This is a genomic window from Armatimonas sp. (assembly GCF_043757465.1).
GTDB lineage: Bacteria > Armatimonadota > Armatimonadia > Armatimonadales > Armatimonadaceae > Armatimonas.
Map to the genome: position 1 here is coordinate 1 of NZ_JAYVPL010000113.1, position 17,865 is coordinate 17,865.

The window sequence follows — 17,865 nt, forward strand, 5'->3', positions numbered from 1 at the left end:
ACGCTTCGCAAACAGGGTATTTCTCCTCGTGAAGGCTTACTCTCGGTCTTCCGTGGAAACCCCATTGTTCCGGCTACAACTTGACCTGAGCAGTTACCAAATAACTCCTAATTTAATAAAAAATCTTCATACTAATGATAGTAGCATTCGACACTATTGCCGAATATATCTTGCCGTCTTAGTTTGAAAACCACCACTGTTTTTTGATTTCAGTTGAAAATCAATGTTAAATCGATTTGGGTATTTACTATTGTCAGATGCATCAGTCATTTTCAAGGTCACTATGCTATCCAAAAACTGAACTCGATCAGATATATATTTAGGAATATCTGTTGTGATAGTTAATAAAGATGATAAAAAAGTGCTCATACTTGATAGTGCAATTAGATCGTAAATTTCACTATCTTTGCTAATTAATGTATTTTTTTGAAATTTCTCGTCTTTAATACCGGGATCAACAAGTTCTCTTAACCTCTTAACAGAACTTATGTATACTCTATCACTATTTTTTAATTTTTGATTTTTCTCTTCAGGTTTCTTCAATTGCAAAATCTCTCTAAAATTTACTGCATTTAGAAAGCTTTTAGGAATGCATGAAAAGATATTCTCTTTAAAATTACTAACATCTGAATAATTTATTTTTTCAAAAAAATCGATATGAATAAAACCATTAACATTAGTTATTTTCAAATCTAGCACATACGAAATATCAGCCATAATGCTTTTAAAGCTCGAATTATCACCACCTGCCAGAACAACTGGCTTATCTTTAACTGCTTCTGAAATAATATAGTTACGTTTTTGATCTTTCGATGCATTATTAATAAAATATCCGATGTTTTTGCACAATAATGAATTTCTATTAAAAGTATTATCTGAAGGAGTAGTCGGATCAGAATAGATTGTTTTAACTATACCATCCTTCAATATGGCATCTTTCCCACCATCAAACGCCGTCCCTCCACCTGGCTGAGTATAAATCCACCGACTTAGTACAACATCCCATTGTTGAAACATATTCAATGGACTGAAAGGCCCACTATAAATAGGCAATTCTAATCCAAAATATGTCTTATAAGTGAATACCGCTGTATTTTTCTTACATCCTCTCAACCGAATATATAAATAATCAACATCTGAAAACCCACGATATTTAGAAAGGAATGCAAATTTCCAAATTAAATCCTGTTGATTTAAAGGTAAATCTTTTAGCATTATCCCTTTCGTAAAATTCAGTAAATCAGAAGAAGAGAGTGAATGTAAAAGATCATCAATTATAGCAGAGCTACTCTTTACAGATGTGATAGACTCTTTAATCTTTTTCATCCTACGTAATCCTTCCATTATTTCGTCATAAGTAACAGAAGGCATATGTGGATATTTATTATAATCTTTCAAAAGTAATAGATTCCCAGAATCAGAAATAATATATTTATATCCATAATATGAGCAAAATTCAGATAAAAACTCATCGCTGGCTACATTTTGATTTTTGAATTCTTTTTTTTCTAAAATACGATTCTGGCCTTGATCAAAAATAAGAGGATCGCAAATAATACATTTTTTTCGTTTTTGTGCAATTTCACTTAAATAATTTTCAAATGTTTTTTCGTATTGATTCCGTGAAAGACGTGATTTATTGCTATCTATAAGTATTACAGACTGCTTATCCTCTGCACAAACTGACATTTGGATATTCAAAAATAAAAAATAAAAAATAATTAAAAAACGCATAGCCCACCCCTCGTAAATCAGGGCGAAGAAAAGTCATTAATCGCCCTGATTCAGTTAATAAATCACAAAATCAACTTCCTTTTAGGTCGATAGACCATGAACCACTGTTAGTCAAAGCTTGTCCATTCAGTAATGTTATGGGAGCAAAAGAATGGTACTTGTTTGTGTTCCCACCAGGCCCATAAGATCCATATAGGCCGTTACAATTACCTGTTGCAGTATCAGATACTATCGAGATAGAAGCTGTTGACTCAGCACCACTATGAGAAGTTGTACCGTCCACATTGAAATTAAGCAATGCAGCTACATTCATAGTAACAGAATTACCCGTTTCATTATATAGTCCACCAAATGTACTTCCTCCTCGGTGGAGTGTATTCCCTGGACTAGTTGACCCCGAAATTTCAGTGTGTTCTCCTGAATCATATTCCACATAACTATTAGGGGTAAGGGCTCCATAATTCTGCATACTTCCCATATGAACTGCACCCCGAGAAGTAATATCTACGGCATAACTTGCCGCGGCTAAAATCAGCATAACACTAGTCATTGTGATAGCGAAACTACATTTAAACATTTTTTCCCTTTCCGGAAGACAGGGGCTTTCGCCCGGAAGACAGGGACTTTCGCCCGGAAGACAGGGGCTTTTGCCCGGAAGACAGGGGCTTTTGCCCGGAAGACACACTAACAAATTCTTTTTTAGATTTGCTCCGACGAAAACTCAATTGTTTCCGATATTACGAGTCTATCATTAGGTTTTTTCCTTTGCAAGATAATTTTGCAATTTCTCGTTAGAATTTCTTCCATTAAGAGCGATACACAGCGGGGGGGTTCAAAATGGCGTTATTTTTTGGCAAGCAGGCGGCGCAGCCGCTGGATTTATTTGATTTCTGGGTGGGCGACTGGGACGTAAGCTGGGGCGCGTCCAGCGGCAGTGCACCGGGCATGGGGCGCAATCAGATCACGCGGATTCTCGACGGGAAGGTGCTGGAGGAGAACTTTGTGGCCGCTGCTGGGCAAGGCGCTCAGCCACCGCTCAAAGGTCGCTCCGTCTCGGTTTTCGATACGGCGAGCAAACTCTGGCGGCAGACATGGGTGGACAATCAGGGCGGCTTTATCGTCCTCGCGGCCCACACCGACGGCGACAAGCGCATTTTCCAGACGGCTCCGCGCAAGAACGGTGCGAAAGAAACCATGCAGCGCATGGTCTTTCACGACATCCAGAAAAACAGCTTCACCTGGGACTGGGAGTCCAGCAGCGATGGTGGCAAGACCTGGCAGCTCGGCTGGCGCATTGCCTACAAACGGCGGTAAAAAAACGCCCCATCAGAAAGATCCTGACGGGGCGTTTTTAGGCGTATCTCGGATTAGCCCGAAGATTTAACCGATGGTCTTGGCGATCCGCTCCACAAAGTCACCGACGGCCTTACGCTGGGCAGCGGGTTCGAAGGTCTCAACGGCAGCTTTGGCTTTTACGATAAACGCCTGCGCTTCGGCTTTCTTGCCCTGCGCGGCGAGAATCTGAGCATGGTAAGTGGCTGCCAGGCAGAAGGTCTTAGGATCGGCCTTCCCCACGCACTCAGCGGACATCTCGGCGGCCTTCTGCTGCACATTGGCATCTTTGCTGGAGCGAGCAATACTCAAGAGCGTGCTGCACCAGTCCTCTGCTCCCACGCCCCCAGCGCTGTGCATCTTTGTCTCGACCACTTTCAGGGCAAATACGGCGTTGGAGCGAACCGCCATCGAGATTCCCATGGTAAGCGCCTGGGATTTATTGGGAGAGAGCCCAGCGATAGCGGCCTCGAAAGCGGCCATATCTTCCGCTTTGGCGGCGGCAGTAACCGCGAGCTGCGCTTTTTGCTGTGCTGCGGCCAGCGCCTTGGCGGCGGCGGCTTCGGCTTCGAACTTGGTCTTGAAGCTGGCGACATCCCACTTGCCTGCGGTGATCGCTTCCAGCGGCTTGTCCATCTGCATCGGGTGGCCGATCCAGGCAATCTTGCCAGTCTGATCCACGATAAAGGCACACGGGATTCCGTTGCGGCCCGCCGCGCGCATCCAGGTGGTGGCGATCGTGTCTTTTTCATCGTCCAGTGCGATGGTGTAGCGCATCTTGGTGTCGTTGTCTTTGATGAACTTAGCGACACGCTCTACATGCCCGGTGTGCTTGGCTACTTTCTCACCCGGCTGGTTGCGATCCCAGGTGTTCACGCTAATAAACGTGGCCTTGCCCTGCATCTTATCGGCCATGTCGCTCAGGTGAGGAAACGAGGCGATACACGGGCCGCACCAGGTGGCCCAGAACTCGACCACATAGACCTTGCCCGTGGCAAATGCGGAGGTCGGGTTACCTTTCGCCCAGCCTTCGGGAGCGAATGCGGGGGTCTTGTCACCAATTGTCAATGAAGAGGTTTGTGCCAAGGCAGCCGTGCAGAAAAGCACGGCGGCGGCAGAGGTAAGAGAGCGTAATACTTGCATAGGGCATTATAACCCAAAATCGCTCTGACCGAAAGACAATCTAAGGTACAATGCCCGCGATGAAGGCTCTCTTTCGTGTGGGCGCAGCGCTGCTTGCTGCCCTGACTCTGCTCTCACCGTCGCTGGCGCAACAGAAGATCAAGCTGGTGGTCTGGGGCTTGCAGTCCGGTAAGGAAACCGCCGGGCTCGATGCCCAGATCGCCGAGTTTGAGAAGCGTAACCCGAATATCAAGGTTGCGAATCTCTCGATGGGCGCGGGTACCATGAACCCCCAGAAGCTGATGACCGCCATTGTGGGCGGGGTTCCCCCGGATGTGATCAACCAGGATCGCTTCACGATTGGGGACTGGGCAAGCCGGGGAACGTTCATGCCCCTAGGTAGCTTTCTCGCGCAAGAGAGCGGCCCGGATGCGGTTCGAGGGGCGGATTACTACCCCGCCGCCTGGAACGAGGCTGTCTATAAAAACCAGGTCTACGCCATCCCCACCGGCATTGACGACCGGATGCTGATGTACAACCGCAAGCTCTTTCGGGAGGCGGGCCTGAATCCTGACAAGCCCCCCAAGACCTGGGATGAGCTGCGTGACTACGCCAAGAAGCTCACGAAAGTCAACCCCGACAAGACCTACGCCAGCATAGGCTTTATCCCCAATTTTGGAAACTCCTGGTTCTATATCTACTCCTGGATGAATGGCGGCAGCTTCCTAAGCCCAGACGGCAAGACCTGCACCCTGGCCGCTCCTGAGAATGTCACTTCCATGACCTTCATGAAGCAGCTCTACGACGATCTGGGGGGGTATGGGAAGGTCAGTGTCTATCAGTCCGGCTTCCAGAGCGGTGAGCTCGATCCGTTCTTCACCGGCAAAGTGGCGATGGTGATCAACGGCGACTGGATGGTAGGCAATATCGCACGCTACGCTCCGGATCTGGACTTTGCCATTGCTCCTCCGCCCTCGCCCGCGGAGCGCATTGCACGCCAAGGTCGTTTTGCCCAGGAAAAAGACGCGCACATCACCTGGACGGGCGGGTTCTCCCTGGCGGTTCCCAAGGGCACGGCCCACCCTAAGGAGGCGTGGGAGTTTATCCGGTTCCTCTCCAGTGAAGACGGCTACCGGATCTATAATCAGGCGCAAACGGACTACAACAAGAAAATTGGACGGCCCTATGTCTTCCGGCTCTCAGCCAATAAAAATGTGAATGTGATGCTGTTTCGCGAGTTTTCCCCAGGGAACACACGCTTGCAGACGGCGCTCAAGGCCTACAGTGATATGCTCCCCCACGCCCGCTACCGCCCGGTGACCTTTATTGGACAGAAACTCTGGGATGCCCATGTGCGCGCTATGGAGCGGGCCTGCCAGGGAGCTCAGAGCCCGGAGGCGGCGCTCAAAGAGCAGCAGACTCTGGTGCAAAAAGAGCTAGATAAGTCTTTCGCCCGTGAGAGCTTGCCCTTCTTCAACTGGACACCCCCCGTTCTCATCGTCGGGATTCTAGGGCTCATTGGCATCAGCTACGGAGCCTGGCGCGGCAAGCAGCAGCTAGGTAAGAGCCGCATGGCAAAACAAGAGGCACTCGCGGGCTGGCTGATGGCCGCGCCGTGGGTGATTGGCTTTCTCATCTTCACCCTCGGCCCGATTCTCACCAGTGCAATGCTCGCCTTCACCGACTACGATGTACTCCACCCCGCACGCGCCGTGGGCATGGGCAACTTTAAAGAGCTCTTCACCGACGACCGCGAGCTTCTTTTCAAGGCCATCGGCAATGCGACTTTTCTTTCCCTCTACGGCATTCCCTTGGGCATGGTGACGGGCCTTTCGATTGCCCTACTACTCAACCAAAAAGTGAAGGGGATGAACTTCTACCGCACGGCGTTCTACATTCCCAGCATTGTCCCGGCGATTGCCAGCGCGGTGCTCTGGGTGTGGCTGCTCGCGGGCGATCCCAACAAAGGGCTTCTCAATGCGCTCTGGAAAGAGACCCTCACGGCCTGGTTTGGGGTCGCGCCCCCCGGCTGGTTTGGCGTCCCTGAGTGGGCCAAGCCCGGCCTGATTGTCCAGGGTCTGTGGGGCGCGGGTGGTGGCATGATCCTCTGGCTCGCAGGTCTACAAGGCGTCCCCCAGAGCCTCACTGAGGCCGCACTGATTGACGGCGCGAACCTCTGGCAGCGCTTCCGCAACGTGACCCTGCCGCTACTCTCGCCCTATATCTTCTTCAACCTGATCATGGGCACGATTGGCGCACTTCAAGAGTTCGACCGCGTCTATGTGATCGGGGGCGGCGACGGTGGCACCGGCCCTCTGGACTCGCTTTTAGTGCCCGTGCTCTATCTCTTCAACAACGCGTTTCGCTACTTCAAGATGGGCTATGCCAGCGCGATTGCCTGGGTGATCTTCATTATCATCCTGGGCCTGACTTTAGTGCAGTGGCGCCTACAAAAGCACTGGGTGCACTACGAGGTGGACAAGAAATGAGAATATTCTCTCGCTCACATCAGAATCGCTCCCGTGCATGGGAGCGAATTTCATGAACGCTTTTCTCTGGCTTCTCGCCATCCTCGCCGTGATTGTCGCGCTGATCTACGGGGTCAGTGTGATCGTCGCCGCTGTACGGGTGCGTAATCTGGCTGCCGCTACGGTCATGGCGGCGATGCTGGTGGCACTTCTGGGCGTGACGCTTTTCGTGCGCTTTGCGCCCGTCAGCCTTGCTCTCGGAGTTGTCGTCGCGCTGGGCAGTGCGCGCTGGCTGAAGGCACTCACGCGCAATGCCAGCCATGCCGGTGAGCTGACGCGCCTCTCCGCGACGCACTTGGCACTGCTGCTTGGCTCGTTTATGTTCATGGTGCCGTTTGCCTGGCTGCTCTCGACCTCGCTCAAGGCCGATGATGAGCAAGCCGTGTTCCCGCCCGTGTGGATTCCGACTCAGCAGAAAACCATTGACGCGCTCAAGCAGCCCGATGGCAAGCCTGCAAAGCTCGCCAAGCTTGCGGACGGCAAGCTCGTCGCGGAAGTGGAGGAGCTGCCGGACGGACGCATCAAAGTCCAACCCATGCTCAGTGAAACGGCTCCCGACTCCAGCGGCATTCCTACAACCCTCACTCGCTCGGAGCTGACGAAAATGCGTCATGTCGCGCCCAAGTGGGAGAACTACTCCGAGGCACTGGCATATCTGCCGCCCGACACCAAGTACGGCCTGACATTTCTGGGCAACACGCTCTTTCTAACCCTGATGAGCGTGCTCGGAACACTTCTGGCCTCCTCAATGGTCGCGTACTCATTTGCACGACTCTCGTGGCCGGGGCGCTACTTGCTCTTTGGGATATTACTCGCGACCATGATGGTGCCGGGCGCGGTCACCCTCATGCCGCAATTTCTGATCTTCCGTAGCCTGGGCTGGATTGATACCCTCAAGCCGCTCTGGGTGCCCGCGTTCTTTGGCTCGGCGTTTAATATTTTTATGCTGCGCCAGTTCTTTCTCTCCATCCCTGGCGAGCTAGAGGATGCGGCCAAAATAGATGGCTGCGGCCCGTTTGGGGTCTACTGGCGTGTAATGTTACCGCAGGTGAAGCCCGCGCTGGCGGCGATTGCGATCATGGCCGTGATGGGGGCATGGAACAACTTCCAGGGGCCACTGATCTATTTAAGCTCGTCGGAGCACATGCCACTGGCCTACGGGCTCCAGCTCTACCAGCAGCAGCACAGCGGTGAACCCGGCCTTCTCATGGCCGCCTCAACCATGGTTGTTCTGCCCATTATTCTGCTATTCTTCTTTGCCCAGCGCTACTTTATCGAGGGAATGAGCCTAACAGGACTCGGGGGGCGCTAGCGTGTGACCGTGACCTTGCTCAGACCGAGCGGATTGTCCGGGTTGAGGCCACGGGCGAGCGTCAGGTGGTAGGCGAGCAGTTGTGCGGGGAGAATATCCACCAGCGGAGAGAGTAGCTCGCTGCCCGTATGGGTGAGGGGTAACGCGGCATCGGGGTCAGTGGCGAGGGTGAGCACACGCGCTCCGCGTGCGGAGAGTTTCCCCACCACTTCGGTCATCATTGGCTTGGTTTTGCCGTCGGGCAGGAACAAGAGACACGGGGTGTTGGCCGGTACACTGGCAATCGGACCGTGGAGTAAGTCCGCCGAGGAGAATGCCTGCGTGGTGGTGTAGGTCGTCTCCGCAATCTTCAGCGCGGACTCAATCGCGGTGCACAGGTGCAGACCACGCGCGACTGTGAGAATCCGCTCGGCATGGGTGAGGGAGTTCGCGACACTCTGCGCCTTGCCCTCGAGCCGAACGAGCTCAGTGCGCATGGCATCAGGCACACGCAAGAGTGCTTCGGCGAGCGTGGTATCGCCTGACCAGCGGGCCGCGAGCTTGGCAAACAACCCCAGCGTAGTTGTGTAGGTCTTGGTGGCGGCGACGGCTTTCTCCACCCCCGCGTTGCACAAGAGCACGTGCTCGGCGACCTGCGCCAGCTTCGAGTCCGCCGTGTTGGTCAACGCAGCGGTCAGCGCCCCGCTCTTGCGTGCCTGAGCCATCACCTCATTGATGTCATCCCCCGCCCCCGACTGCGAGACCCCGATCACCAGTGCGTCTTTGTAGTTGACATCGGCTTCGTAGAGGGTGTGCACCGAAGGCGCCGCAAGGCCACAAGGAATCCCGACCGTGAGCTGGAGCAGATACTTCGCGTAGGTCGCCGCGTTGTCGCTCGTACCACGCGCCGCGAGAATCACATAACGCACATCACGCTTCTTGATCTGCGTCACCAGCTCCGCCATGGCCTCTTTGCCGCCCGTGAGTGCTCGCTCCAGCGCAGCGGGCTGCTCGTTGATCTCTGAGAGAAGTATAGACATGTGCGTATTGTACCCAGTGCGCCTTGGCTCCCGTTTGCTTCAGCGCGCCGTGGATAGCTCTGTGGACAGGTGCAGACTCAGAAGCAGCACGCCAACCAGAGAGAGAGGAACCAGCAGGAGCGCCCCCTGCCAGCCCAAACTACCTCCTGCCAGTGCGCCGATGAGCCAGGGAACCAGTGCGCCACCAAGCCCCCCTGCGGCCACCACCCCCCCAAAGGCAGTGCCCGCGACACGGGGAAACCGCTCCCCTGCCTCGGCGAGCACCAGACTGAAGATACCAGAGAAAAAGAGCCCGGCTAGTGCCACACAGAGCAGCACAGGAGGCAAAGTCTGCCACACAAGGGCCAGTGCCGAAAAGACCACTCCCCCACCCGCGCAGAGTGCGGTGAGCTTGAGCAAGGCAAAGCGCCCCAGCAAGCCGCCGAGTGCGAAGCGCCCCAGGGTCATCGTGATCCAGAAGAGTGTCCCCACTCCCGCCATCCACGCTGTCCCCCCAGGAAGACGCCCCTCAAAGTAAGTGGGGAGCCAGGAGAAAAAGCTCACCTCGGCCCCGACATACAGCGCTTGCATCAGGCAGAGGAGGGCGAAAGAGGGCTTCTGCAAGACAGCACGCAGTGCCGCGAGCTCCAGTGCCTCGTGTCTCTCGCTACGGGGCAAGCGGCAGAGGCTCAGCACAATAAAAACGGCGATATTTATCCCCGCGAGCCCAAAGTACAGAGTCCGCCACTCCGTGTTATGGGTCAATAAGTAGCGGCAGAGTGAGGGTGAGGCAGCGGCACCAGCCCCAAAGGCCACTTGCAGTGCATTGAGCAGAAACGCCCGCTTCTCGGGGTAGAGATCAGCGGCCAGCGCATTGGCAACCACTTCCATCGCCCCACTCCCTGCCCCCACCAGCAGCGCCGCCGCCAGCGCGAGAGCGTAGCTACTCGCACTGCCAAAGAGGAGTAAGCCGCCTGCATAAACCGCCAGGCCGATTAAGAGCACCGCCTTGCGCCCCCAATGATCCGACAAGTAGCCACAGAGCAATACCCCTACCACAAAGCCCGCAAAGTTCGCCGGGAAAAGCCGTCCCTGCGCCTCGGCCCCCAGCGAGAATGCCGTGCCCAGATAGGGAAGAAGCACCCCCACGGCCCCGAGATAGACGGAGTAGAGGAGCATTGCAATGCAACAAAGCGCCGCCAGAGTAGAGCGTGAGGTGGTTTGCATGAGCAAGACCCATGGTACCCGTTTCGGAATGGCTCTGCCCACGGCCGTGCACGGCCATTTGCGAGGCAGGAATTTTTACGGGCTCTGGTGAACGTCCCTACAACTCTGGCAGCACATTGGAAAGTGTACTTATTATGGTCTCAAGAAAAATTCGTCTCTCGTGCCTCATCGCTCTTAGTATCCCCCTTCTCAGTGTCCCCCGCGCCGCGCAGGCGCAGCCAGTGTGGAGCGGCTACGGGGGCAACGCTCAGCACACTGCGAACTCCACCGTGGCGTCCCAGTCGCTTCAGCAGATTATCTGGAGCACCGCCGTTGACCTCAATCCGCAGTACTCAGGGAGCAACTTGCTTGTCCATTACGGCTCGCCGCTCGTGACTTCTAACAACACCGTGCTTGTCCCGGTGAAGACGGGTGCCACCGACGGCTTCCGAGTCCAGGCACACAATGGGGCCACGGGGGCACTTCTCTGGCAAGCAGCTTCGGACTACTCGCTCCCCAGCCATAACTGGACTCCCAGCTACGCACCGACTCTTACCCCAAGTGGGCGGCTCTACATGGCGGGCGCGGGCGGGACGATCCTCTACCGCGATAACGTGGACACAGCGGCACCGACGGCTCCCACGCGCCTTGCGTTCTACGGCGATGGGAACTACGCCGCCAATCAAGCGGCCTTCAATGCGGGCGTGAAGGTCTGCACCCCGCTCACTGCCGATGGCAATGGGAATGTCTACTTTGGCTACCGCACCGAGGGAGCCAACCCACTAGGAATTACCAGTGGCCTGGCACGTATCGCAGCCAATGGTACGGTGAGCTTCGTGACAGCCTCGGCGGCGACGGCAGGTAATGCGTCGCAGGTGGTGATGAACTGCGCCCCGGCGATCAGCAAAGATGGCAGCAAAGTCTATGTGACGATGAGTAACGGCGGCTTCTCCGGTGGCTACCTGGTGGCGCTCGACTCCACGAACCTGACCACCACGGCCTCGGTTCGTCTGAAAGATGCTCACTCCCCCGGAACGGATGCAATCCTCGCTGATGATGGAACCGCCTCGCCCATGGTCGCGCCAGATGGGAAAGTTTTTATCGGTGTGCTGGAGAACCCCCTAGTCTCGTCGCGTGGCTGGACTCTCCAGTTCAATGCGAATCTGACCTCAAGTGGCGTCGCCGGTGCATTTGGCTGGGATATCACTCCCACCGTGGTCCCGCGAAGTATGGTCAGCTCCTACACGGGAAGCTCCGACTATCTTCTCATGACCAAGTACAATAACTACTTTGGTTTTGGCGGCGGCGATGGAATCAACAAGCTGGCGATATTAGACCCCAACGACACATTTCTGGACACCCGCACCAACACGATTGTGATGAAAGAGATCCTTACGATCGCCGGTGTCACCCCAGATCCGACACTCCCGCAAGTTCGTGAGTGGTGTATCAACACCGCCGTGCTCGACCCGTTCACCCATAGCATCCTAGCCAACAGCGAGGACGGCAAGCTCTACCGATGGAACTTAGACTCGAACACATTCACCGAGGTGATCACTCTGACCCTAGGCATTGGCGAAGCCTACACCCCCACCATCATCGGCGGAGACGGGAAAGTCTATGCCGTGAATAACGCGATCCTCTTTGCGGTCGGGAACTCCACCGCCCCCGAGCCCGGCACAATTGCCCTCGCTCTTCTGGGCATGGGTGTGCTCATTGGGCGACGGCGGCGCGCTTAGTCCTGAGTGGCTTCGGCGAGAACGTGCTCCGCGACATAGATCGGAGCACTGACTCGAAGGGCAAGAGCGATGGCGTCCGAGGGGCGACAGTCTATTTCCAGGGAGGGGGCTTTCTCACGCGTCAGGTGTAGCTTGGCATAGAAAGTCCCTCGCCATAGATCGTCAATGACCACGCGCTCCAGCTCTGCCCCGAGCTTCTCTATCAAGTTCCGGAGCAGATCGTGGGTGAGTGGACGCTCTGGGGCTTCTTTTTGCAGGGCATTGTGGATCGCCATGCTCTCAAAAGCCCCGATATGCACCTGGAGACGGCGACCACGGGTATCGCGCAGCAAGAGCACCACCTCGCCGATGAGCCCCTCGGGATCCGTCGTGTCGCGTGCTTCCCAGAGCCCAAGAACCTCGACCCGTTTTTCTTCCAGAGCACGTGGCTGGCGGTTCTCGTTCTCGCTTGTTTCGTCGTAGGGGCTTGACATATCCGACGTGCTACTCCGACTTGGGCGAGGCACCGGGAGTAGCGCCGATCGCGGCCAGGAACTCGCGGTTGGAGCGTGTCTTGTCTAGGCGGTCCAGGAGGAGCTCGGTCGCTTCCTTGGTGCCCAGATTCGCCAGGATACGATGCACCTGCCAGATCTTGCGCAAATCATCCGCAGGGTACAGAAGATCGTCCCGGCGTGTCCCCGAGAGCTTGATGTCAATGGCGGGGTAGAGACGCTGCTCGGCCAGGGAGCGATCCAGGCGCAGCTCCATATTTCCCGTCCCCTTGAACTCCTCAAAGATAATATCGTCCATGCGGGAGCCCGTCTCCACCAGCGCCGTGGCGATAATGGTCAGGGAGCCGCCGTGCTCGATATTACGTGCCGCTCCAAAGAAGCGCTTGGGACGATAGATCGCCGCCGGGTCAAGGCCACCCTGTAGTGTGCGCCCGGAGGGATTCACCGTCAGGTTGGAAGCGCGGGCAAAGCGCGTGATGGAGTCGAGGAGGATCACCACATCGCGGCCTACCTCCACCAGGCGTTTGGCACGCTCCAGAGTAAGATCGGCAACCCGCATGTGGTTGTCAGGTAGCTCATCGAAGGGCGAGGCGATCACCTCACCACGCACCGAGCGCCGTATGTCAGTCACTTCCTCCGGACGCTCGTCTACGAGTAGCACCATGAGATGGATATCTGGGTGGTTGATCGAAATTGAGTTGGCGATCTGCTTCAGTAGAATCGTCTTACCCGCTTTAGGGGGCGCGACAATCAGGCCGCGCTGGCCTTTACCGATAGGAGACACCAGATCCATAAAACGCATGGAGAGTGTCTTGGAGTCCAGCTCCAGCGTGATGCGCGAGTCCGGGAAGATTGGGATCAGCTCATCGAAGTTGGGGCGCATGCGTGCCACATCAGGATCGAAGCCATTGATCTTCTCGACACGGAGGAGCCCGTAGTACTTCTCCGAGTCTTTCGGAGGACGGACAAATCCGAGTACCTGATCGCCTGTCTTGAGGCCAAAACGCTTAACCTGCGCCTGTGCGACATAGATATCATCGTTGCCAGCGGCTAAGTTCTGCCGCCGCAAAAAGCCGTAGCCTTCACTGTTGATCTCCAGGATCCCCTCACCACTGAGCGGCTCCTCGCCATTCTGAGAGGCTTCTTCCAGCTCGCGCAGGTCGCTCCCGGGTCCCAGCGGAGCATTGCCGCCACGCCGAGGCGGTGCGTAGGGCGCAGCGTTCCCTCGTGCGGGACGCATGCTATGCCCGGGACGGTCCCTGCGCTCAGGGCGCTCGGGGCGGTCGTAGCGTTCGGGACGCTCGCTACGAGGAGCGGGAGCCGGGGTGGGTTCCGCAATGCGCTCGGGCAGGTCGGCCACCAGCTCCATCGCCTCTTGCTGTGTCAACGGGGGAGGGGCTGCATTCTGAAGTAAGCGACGGCGGCGAGTGGGGGGAGCAGGAGGGGGGAGCGCGGCATCGCCAAGGAGCGATTCGGCAGCGGCAACCAGCGCAGGGGTAGGAGTAAGGATAGGGGCAGGGGTTGCGAGGACAACAGGTGCTTCAGGAGCACTTGCCACCGAAGTAGGTGTGAGGGTATTCTCGACCCCATCAGGGTCGGAGGGCGTTGTTAAACGACGTCTAGGCATGAGAACTTTCCGAAAACGAAGCGGTCGGCGAGAGCACGACGAAACACGAAAAAGTGTAAGGGAAAGGCTCGCCGGGGAGAGTTGAAAAAAAGCAGACCACAAACCCTGAGGTTGCTTTGCTGCCAGTGTATCACGTATTTCACGTGGAGCAACTTGGCCTGCCTTCTTTTCGGCAAAAAACGCGATAAACTTCAGGAGTTCAGCGGTTTTGTTGCAACTGCGCAAGCTCTTGCTTTGCTTCCGATGCCGAAGCGGCTTCTTGTGCAACCCGCCGCGCCGTTTCTGAGAGCTCGGCAAAAGCCACCGTTGGCCCCATATTTCCGTCGAGCTGGTGCCCCGCAAGCCCCTCTCTGAGAGTCTCAATCTGTGCCAGAATCTCGGCGCGGAGCGCTGCCGCACGCTTGGAGAGAAGCGCCGAGTTATCATGCGCCTTGGCACGCCGCTCCAGCGCATCGGCGCGCCGGGTGAGGGAGTCCGCCGTCACTCGATCCGGCTCGGTGAGTGCCTGTTGCTGAAGCTGCGTCGCTTCCAAACGCAGGGCAGCCGTGTCAATGGGTTCAACAGTCACCGCGGGGAGGCGCTCAATCGCCTGCCCCAAAGCCTCAATGGAGGCCCGAATATCAGCCTCGGCTTTCTCACTGGCATCGGTCAGGAGGGCATCGCGCACCAGCCGTAGGTAGGCGACTTCGAGCTCATCCTCAGAGCCGCGCATCAGTCCTTCAAGTTCCACGGCATGCAGCGGCTTGTGGAGGCTCCGAAACGCCGCCCGCGCAAACGGCCCAAATCCCAGCGCACTCAACCCCGCCGTCGCGGCTCCAAAGCTCATCCAGGCCATCGCGGGATCGAGGCCGCTTTTCTTTGCCATAAGGGCGACAATGATGCCCGGAAGCAGTGGCCCCAGTAGAGCTGTCAGCCACCCGGCAGTCCCGGTCCACTCCGCCGCCGAGGCATTTCCCACGGCGGCCTGCCGGTCGGTCATGCCCAGCCCTTTCGCCCAGAGTTTTCCCAGCACCCCAAGATGCGGCTCCGGCAAGGGAGTATTAGGATTGTAGCTAGACCCCGCGCCATTGGCCGATGTCGAGGCGTAAACACTCCGCTGTCGAACGATGCGAGCGTGGTCGTTCTCACGCAGATCCTGCGGGTAGAGTTTCATGGTTAGGGAAATTCTACCCGCAAACGGCCTCGTGCGACTAGCTGCGTGCCGTTTTAGGACGATCCGCCATCTCCATCAGCCCCAAGGTTGCCCAGCCTGTCGCACCAAAAGAGCTGTACTGCGACTCGCCACCGGGGAAGCCCGCGTCGAAGAAGTAGTTGAAGGGCTGGATAGTTTTGTTCAGATACCAAGCCCCGCTCTCATCCTGCATCCGCAGTAGGTAGCTCGTAGCCTGACGCAGTGCCCCCTCAGTTGCGGACGCCCCCGCGACTCGCAGGCTATAGAGTGCCTGCCCGGTTGCCATAGCATCGCTGGGCGTGCCCGGCTTTGCGCCCCAGCCCCCGTCAGTGTTCTGAAGCGCGATCAGCCGCTGAACATCGCGCTGAAGTGCCTTGGGCTCCAGACCGGACCAGCGCAGGCCCAGCAGACGCATGGCGTGATCCTCTGTCGTCTTTCCCGGTGCTGCTTTCAGCCAGCTTTGCGCCTTTGCCACGAGCGGTACGCTCTGCTCCGGCTTGAGATAACGCTTGATCCCTAGGAGCTGGAGAGCCGTGGCCGTGGTGAGGCTCTCCTGCATCGGGCCACGGTGCAGGGTGAAGCGCCAGTTTCCTTCGGGCTGCTGCTGGGTGGCCGCGTACTGAGCCAGAGCCGCAATCTCAGGGCTTGTCTTCGTCTGTGCGCCGTCCAGTCCCCAGAACAAATAGGCACTGGCAATGCTCATCTCATCCATTTCTGAGGTAGGGACAATACCGGCCAGCTTGGGGTCGCTCTGGGAGAGGCCGATCAGCGGCGCAACCTGCTGGAGATTATCTGCGACGCGCTTCACATTGCCATCGAGGATGCCCTGGTTCACGACAAAGCCCTTGAGGCGTGCTGCGCCCAGCACCGCGATCCCCAATCCCTGGTGGTGGCACGAAGCACACTCGGACTGTGAGAGGAAGCGTTTCATCCCACTTTCCATCGCCACCAGACTTTTCTGCACCGCGACATCAGGTTTCAGTGCCGCACGCACCGGCTCCGAGCGTGCCCCTGCCGTCTTGAGCACTGTGGTGACCCCGACAAAACGCCGCGCCTGTGCCAGTGCAATCGGGGTTTTCCCGTTGGCATCGCGCCCTGAGACGCTCGCCTTCGCCTTCAGCAGGCTCTGAGCAACCGCGCTGTCGCCACAGTAGCGTGCCGTCAGGTGGAGCGCTGTCGCCTGCCCTTTATCGGTCAGGTTTGGCTTCGCTCCCGCCGCCAGCAGCAGTGTGACCACTGCCTGATGGCCATTCATTGCGGCATACATCAGCGGTGTCCGTCCGTGGCTATCGGCCTGATCCACAACGGCGCCATGAGCCAGCAGGCGCTTGGCCGTGACGGCCTGACCCCGTCGCGCGGCGTAGATCAGCGCCGTCGCTCCGTCAATATCTTGCTTTGCCAGCTCGGCGGCACTGGGTTTGAGCCGATCAATCGCCTTGGGCGCACCAAACGCCGCCGCCAGCATCAGTGTCGTCGCTTTATCAGAGCGCTTCGAGTCCGAGGCCACTCCTTTTTCTAAAAGCGCGACAGCGTGATCGTCGAGCCCCAGTATCACTGCACTTACCACGGATGAGCCGTAGATTCCGCCCTCCGGCTTCGCCCCCCGGCTCGTCAGCAGCGCAGCGAGTTCAGGCCTCCCAGTCATCATCGCCCAGTCCAGCGGTGTCATCTCCAGCCAGTTGGGGCGGTTGGGATCGGCACCGTGCTCCAATGCAACAAGTGTCGCCGCTTTATCGCCGTGGCGAATGGCGGTAAAAAGCTCAGCGGTCAGTGCCACCGCCTTCATATCGAGTGGGGGCGGGCCGCCCTGGGCGCGCACCCCGGAGATCAGAGTCAGAGCAAGTAGCACAGCTCCTGTCGTTCGAATCAGCTTCATCAAAAACCTCCCGCGTATTGGTGCATCTCGCACCTATGCGCTACAGCATACCAAAATTTGTCGCTTCGCGGCAGAGTGGACGCGCCGCACGCCAGCGGTTACAATGTTCAGAAGTTAAGGAGCACCTATGGATCGAGACAACCGAGAGGGTCTGCTATATCGCGGTATGGGAATCGCCGGTGCCCTCCTGACTCTGGCAACGAGCTGCTACAGTTTTATTCAGTACCAGTCGCTCCATGCCTCGGGTGGCTGGGGCGCAGTGGGCCTGGTCTTCACCCCCGACGGCAAACGCATTATCGGCGCTGTCTCAAACTATCAGTCCGAGTATCTTACCAAGAGCGAGCTCTGGATCTGGGATGCCAAGACAGGAAAACGCTTGAGCCGTCGCCCACGCACCGATGAAGCTTCCTTAACGTCACCCCAGTTCTCACCCACCGGTCGCTATCTTTTGTACCGTGGCTCCCTCTACGACACACAAAACGCAGCCCCGTCTTTCGTTCTGCCTGATTACAGCTTCCAGTTTGTGTTCTCCCCCGACGAGAAACGGCTTCTGTTGCGTTCGAGCGACGAGCTTCATTCGGATTCTTTTCAAGTGAGTGTGTGGAATATTGCCAGTCAACGAAAACTCTGGCAGCGGCGCTACTCCTCAGAGCATTTGCTCGAAACCATCGCCCTGCCGAAGCAGGGAAACCTTGCCTTGCGCTACTCGGACAGAAGCGATCTCTGGAC

General features: G+C 56.5%; 14 protein-coding genes. 5 read left to right on the forward strand and 9 right to left on the reverse strand.

Features of this window, described 5'->3' with window-relative positions; translation table 11 throughout:
* Positions 1 to 153: 153 nt before the first annotated feature.
* Together ACH2ED_RS15135 and ACH2ED_RS15140 are read right to left on the reverse strand one after the other, a co-directional pair.
* Entirely contained in the window at positions 154 to 1,734 is a 1,581-nt protein-coding gene (locus ACH2ED_RS15135) for a hypothetical protein (RefSeq protein ID WP_395092748.1), read from the reverse strand.
* 70 nt (positions 1,735 to 1,804) lie between these two features.
* Positions 1,805 to 2,272, reverse strand: coding sequence for a hypothetical protein (locus ACH2ED_RS15140; protein ID WP_395092751.1), 468 nt, complete (start codon positions 2,270 to 2,272; stop codon positions 1,805 to 1,807).
* Between the two features lie 299 nt (positions 2,273 to 2,571).
* On the opposite strand from ACH2ED_RS15140, the gene ACH2ED_RS15145 reads away from it, so the two are divergent.
* A complete protein-coding gene (locus tag ACH2ED_RS15145) occupies positions 2,572 to 3,048 on the forward strand; it encodes a hypothetical protein (RefSeq protein ID WP_395092753.1) in 477 nt (158 codons plus the stop codon).
* 66 nt (positions 3,049 to 3,114) lie between these two features.
* Here the strand turns inward: ACH2ED_RS15145 and ACH2ED_RS15150 are convergent, their stop codons facing one another.
* Positions 3,115 to 4,209: a TlpA family protein disulfide reductase gene (locus ACH2ED_RS15150; RefSeq protein WP_395092755.1), complete on the reverse strand. Its 1,095-nt coding sequence runs from the start codon at positions 4,207 to 4,209 to the stop codon at positions 3,115 to 3,117.
* A gap of 59 nt (positions 4,210 to 4,268) precedes the next feature.
* On the opposite strand from ACH2ED_RS15150, the gene ACH2ED_RS15155 reads away from it, so the two are divergent.
* Positions 4,269 to 6,677 carry an extracellular solute-binding protein gene (locus tag ACH2ED_RS15155; RefSeq protein ID WP_395092758.1) on the forward strand — a complete coding sequence of 803 codons (2,409 nt, stop codon included), beginning with the start codon at positions 4,269 to 4,271 and terminating at the stop codon, positions 6,675 to 6,677.
* A 52-nt stretch (positions 6,678 to 6,729) separates the two neighbouring features.
* The gene (locus ACH2ED_RS15160; protein WP_395092761.1) at positions 6,730 to 8,028 is read left to right on the forward strand and encodes a carbohydrate ABC transporter permease; all 1,299 of its coding nucleotides are present in this window, start codon (positions 6,730 to 6,732) and stop codon (positions 8,026 to 8,028) included.
* Here ACH2ED_RS15160 and ACH2ED_RS15165 read toward each other — a convergent pair.
* Together ACH2ED_RS15165 and ACH2ED_RS15170 are read right to left on the reverse strand one after the other, a co-directional pair.
* The gene (locus ACH2ED_RS15165) at positions 8,025 to 9,047 is read right to left on the reverse strand and encodes an SIS domain-containing protein (RefSeq protein WP_395092764.1); all 1,023 of its coding nucleotides are present in this window, start codon (positions 9,045 to 9,047) and stop codon (positions 8,025 to 8,027) included. The genes ACH2ED_RS15160 and ACH2ED_RS15165 overlap by 4 nt on opposite strands.
* A 39-nt stretch (positions 9,048 to 9,086) precedes the next feature.
* A complete protein-coding gene (locus tag ACH2ED_RS15170; protein ID WP_395092767.1) occupies positions 9,087 to 10,253 on the reverse strand; it encodes an MFS transporter in 1,167 nt (388 codons plus the stop codon).
* 134 nt (positions 10,254 to 10,387) lie between these two features.
* Here ACH2ED_RS15170 and ACH2ED_RS15175 point away from each other — a divergent pair, with 134 nt between their 5' ends.
* Positions 10,388 to 11,971 carry a PEP-CTERM sorting domain-containing protein gene (locus tag ACH2ED_RS15175; protein ID WP_395092769.1) on the forward strand — a complete coding sequence of 528 codons (1,584 nt, stop codon included), beginning with the start codon at positions 10,388 to 10,390 and terminating at the stop codon, positions 11,969 to 11,971.
* Here ACH2ED_RS15175 and ACH2ED_RS15180 read toward each other — a convergent pair.
* The 4 genes from ACH2ED_RS15180 to ACH2ED_RS15195 all read right to left on the reverse strand — a co-directional run bounded on the left by ACH2ED_RS15180 (position 11,968) and on the right by ACH2ED_RS15195 (position 17,136).
* Complete coding sequence (locus ACH2ED_RS15180) at positions 11,968 to 12,444, reverse strand: bifunctional nuclease family protein (RefSeq protein WP_395092770.1); 477 nt, start codon at positions 12,442 to 12,444, stop codon at positions 11,968 to 11,970. The two genes, ACH2ED_RS15175 and ACH2ED_RS15180, sit on opposite strands and share 4 nt — an antisense overlap.
* 10 nt (positions 12,445 to 12,454) lie before the next feature.
* Positions 12,455 to 14,089 carry a transcription termination factor Rho gene (gene rho, locus ACH2ED_RS15185; RefSeq protein WP_395092773.1) on the reverse strand — a complete coding sequence of 545 codons (1,635 nt, stop codon included), beginning with the start codon at positions 14,087 to 14,089 and terminating at the stop codon, positions 12,455 to 12,457.
* Between the two features lie 199 nt (positions 14,090 to 14,288).
* Complete coding sequence (locus ACH2ED_RS15190; protein ID WP_395092776.1) at positions 14,289 to 15,242, reverse strand: hypothetical protein; 954 nt, start codon at positions 15,240 to 15,242, stop codon at positions 14,289 to 14,291.
* Positions 15,243 to 15,279: 37 nt separating this feature from the next.
* Positions 15,280 to 17,136, reverse strand: a complete 1,857-nt coding sequence (locus ACH2ED_RS15195; protein ID WP_395092780.1) for an ankyrin repeat domain-containing protein — start codon at positions 17,134 to 17,136, stop codon at positions 15,280 to 15,282.
* A 127-nt stretch (positions 17,137 to 17,263) separates the two neighbouring features.
* Here ACH2ED_RS15195 and ACH2ED_RS15200 point away from each other — a divergent pair.
* A partial coding sequence (locus tag ACH2ED_RS15200) for a WD40 repeat domain-containing protein (protein ID WP_395092783.1) occupies positions 17,264 to 17,865 on the forward strand: 602 nt, incomplete at its 3' end.

Excerpts from the sequence above, each read along its gene's own strand:
- ACH2ED_RS15135 (WP_395092748.1), bottom strand. The coding sequence starts at position 1,734 with ATGCGTTTTTTAATTATTTTTTATTTTTTATTTTTGAATATCCAAATG.
- ACH2ED_RS15140 (WP_395092751.1), bottom strand. The coding sequence starts at position 2,272 with ATGCTGATTTTAGCCGCGGCAAGTTATGCCGTAGATATTACTTCTCGG.
- ACH2ED_RS15145 (WP_395092753.1), top strand. The coding sequence starts at position 2,572 with ATGGCGTTATTTTTTGGCAAGCAGGCGGCGCAGCCGCTGGATTTATTT.
- ACH2ED_RS15150 (WP_395092755.1), bottom strand. The coding sequence starts at position 4,209 with ATGCAAGTATTACGCTCTCTTACCTCTGCCGCCGCCGTGCTTTTCTGC.
- ACH2ED_RS15155 (WP_395092758.1), top strand. The coding sequence starts at position 4,269 with ATGAAGGCTCTCTTTCGTGTGGGCGCAGCGCTGCTTGCTGCCCTGACT.
- ACH2ED_RS15160 (WP_395092761.1), top strand. The coding sequence starts at position 6,730 with ATGAACGCTTTTCTCTGGCTTCTCGCCATCCTCGCCGTGATTGTCGCG.
- ACH2ED_RS15165 (WP_395092764.1), bottom strand. The coding sequence starts at position 9,047 with ATGTCTATACTTCTCTCAGAGATCAACGAGCAGCCCGCTGCGCTGGAG.
- ACH2ED_RS15170 (WP_395092767.1), bottom strand. The coding sequence starts at position 10,253 with ATGCAAACCACCTCACGCTCTACTCTGGCGGCGCTTTGTTGCATTGCA.
- ACH2ED_RS15175 (WP_395092769.1), top strand. The coding sequence starts at position 10,388 with ATGGTCTCAAGAAAAATTCGTCTCTCGTGCCTCATCGCTCTTAGTATC.
- ACH2ED_RS15180 (WP_395092770.1), bottom strand. The coding sequence starts at position 12,444 with ATGTCAAGCCCCTACGACGAAACAAGCGAGAACGAGAACCGCCAGCCA.
- rho (WP_395092773.1), bottom strand. The coding sequence starts at position 14,089 with ATGCCTAGACGTCGTTTAACAACGCCCTCCGACCCTGATGGGGTCGAG.
- ACH2ED_RS15190 (WP_395092776.1), bottom strand. The coding sequence starts at position 15,242 with ATGAAACTCTACCCGCAGGATCTGCGTGAGAACGACCACGCTCGCATC.
- ACH2ED_RS15195 (WP_395092780.1), bottom strand. The coding sequence starts at position 17,136 with ATGAAGCTGATTCGAACGACAGGAGCTGTGCTACTTGCTCTGACTCTG.